This window comes from Salinivibrio sp. SS2 (genome assembly GCF_001722075.1).
Taxonomy (GTDB): Bacteria; Pseudomonadota; Gammaproteobacteria; order Enterobacterales; family Vibrionaceae; genus Salinivibrio; species Salinivibrio proteolyticus.
In genome coordinates this window covers 1-1,569 of sequence record NZ_MEBP01000119.1, presented here as the reverse complement: position 1 = coordinate 1,569, position 1,569 = coordinate 1, and the positions used below count along the sequence as shown (strand labels likewise).

General features: G+C 54.6%; 1 protein-coding gene. It reads right to left on the bottom strand.

Annotated elements, in window-relative coordinates; translation table 11 throughout:
* Window positions 1-1,569 (bottom strand): VCBS domain-containing protein (locus tag BGK46_RS14685; RefSeq protein ID WP_217492742.1); only part of this gene is annotated, 1,569 nt, incomplete at both ends.

The following is a 1,569-nucleotide window of genomic DNA, read 5'->3' as shown; positions in this document are numbered from 1 at the left end:
TTGGACCATGTGTGTGTGTGTGTGTGGGGTGTGTTGTGGGGGGTGTGTTGTGGGGTTGGCAGCGGCGCTGTTGATGGTAATGTTCGCAATGGTGCCTGTGGCAGTGACAGGCGCATCGCCTTCATTACCTTCGGTCACGGAACCCACAAACTCACCGCTGACTTCAGGCGCATCTTCGCTACCAGTAATGGTGATCACAATGGCTTGCTGGGTGCCATCAGAGGCAGTCAGGGTAATGGTATCGGTGACCTGATCACCGGCATCTAAATTCTGCACGCTGGCTTGATCAAGGGTGTAGGTCCAGTTCTCACCGACCAGTTCTAGCGAACCATAAGTCCCTGTCTCTGAGGTATTGGCGAAAGTGGGTGCATCGTCACCGTCGATATCAGTGATCGCAATGGTGCCGGTGGCAGTCACGGGCGCATCACCTTCATTACCTTCGGTGACTGAGCCAACAAATTCACCAGTGACTTCTGGCGCATCCTCGCTACCGGTAATGGTGATGACAATATCTTGCTGGGTGCCATCAGAGGCGGTGAGGGTAATGGTGTCGGTGATCTGATCACCGGCGTCTAAGCTCTGCACCGCAGACTGATCAAGCGTATAGGTCCAGTTGCCATTCACTAGCTCTAGCGAACCATATGTACCCACTTGTGTGACATCGGCAAAGGTAGGCGCATCGTCGGTGTCAACATCACTGATCGCAATCGTACCCGTGGCAGTGACAGGTGCATCACCTTCATTACCTTCGGTGACCGAACCCACAAACTCACCGGTGACCTCAGGTAGGTCATCGCTACCGGTAATGGTGATGACAATGGCTTGCTCTGTGCCATCAGAGGCAGTCAGGGTGATGGTATCGGTGACTTGATCGCCAGCGTCCAAGTTCTGCACCGCAGACTGATCGAGGGTGTAGGTCCAGCTGCCATCGACCAGCTCGAGTGAACCATAAGTGCCGGTTGCTGTGGTATTGGCAAAGGTGGGTGCATCGTCGCCATCCACATCACTTATCGCAATGGTGCCCGTGGCAGTCACGGCCGCATCACCTACGTTACCTTCGGTCACGGAACCAACAAACTCACCACTGACTACAGGGTCGTCATCCGTCCCGGTAATGGTGATGACAATATCTTGTTGGGTGTTATCGCTTGCTGTCAGGGTAATGGTGTCGGTAACCTGATCGCCAGCGTCTAAATTCTGCACGGCAGACTGATCAAGGGTGTAGGTCCAATTGCCGTTTACCAGCTCGAGCGAACCGTAAGTGCCGGTCTCTGTGGTATTGGCGAAGGTGGGTGCATCGTCGCCGTCGATGTCACTGATCGCAATAGTGCCCGTCGCGGTGACAGCCGCATCGCCCACATTGCCTTCGGTGACGGAACCCACAAACTCACCGCTGACTTCTGGCGCATCCTCGCTACCAGTAATAGTGATGACAATGGCTTGTTCAGTGCCATCAGAGGCAGTCAGGGTGATGGTATCGGTGACCTGATCGCCAGCATCTAAATTCTGCACCGCAGACTGATCGAGCGTATACGTCCAATCACCATCGACTAGCTCTACGCGAACCAT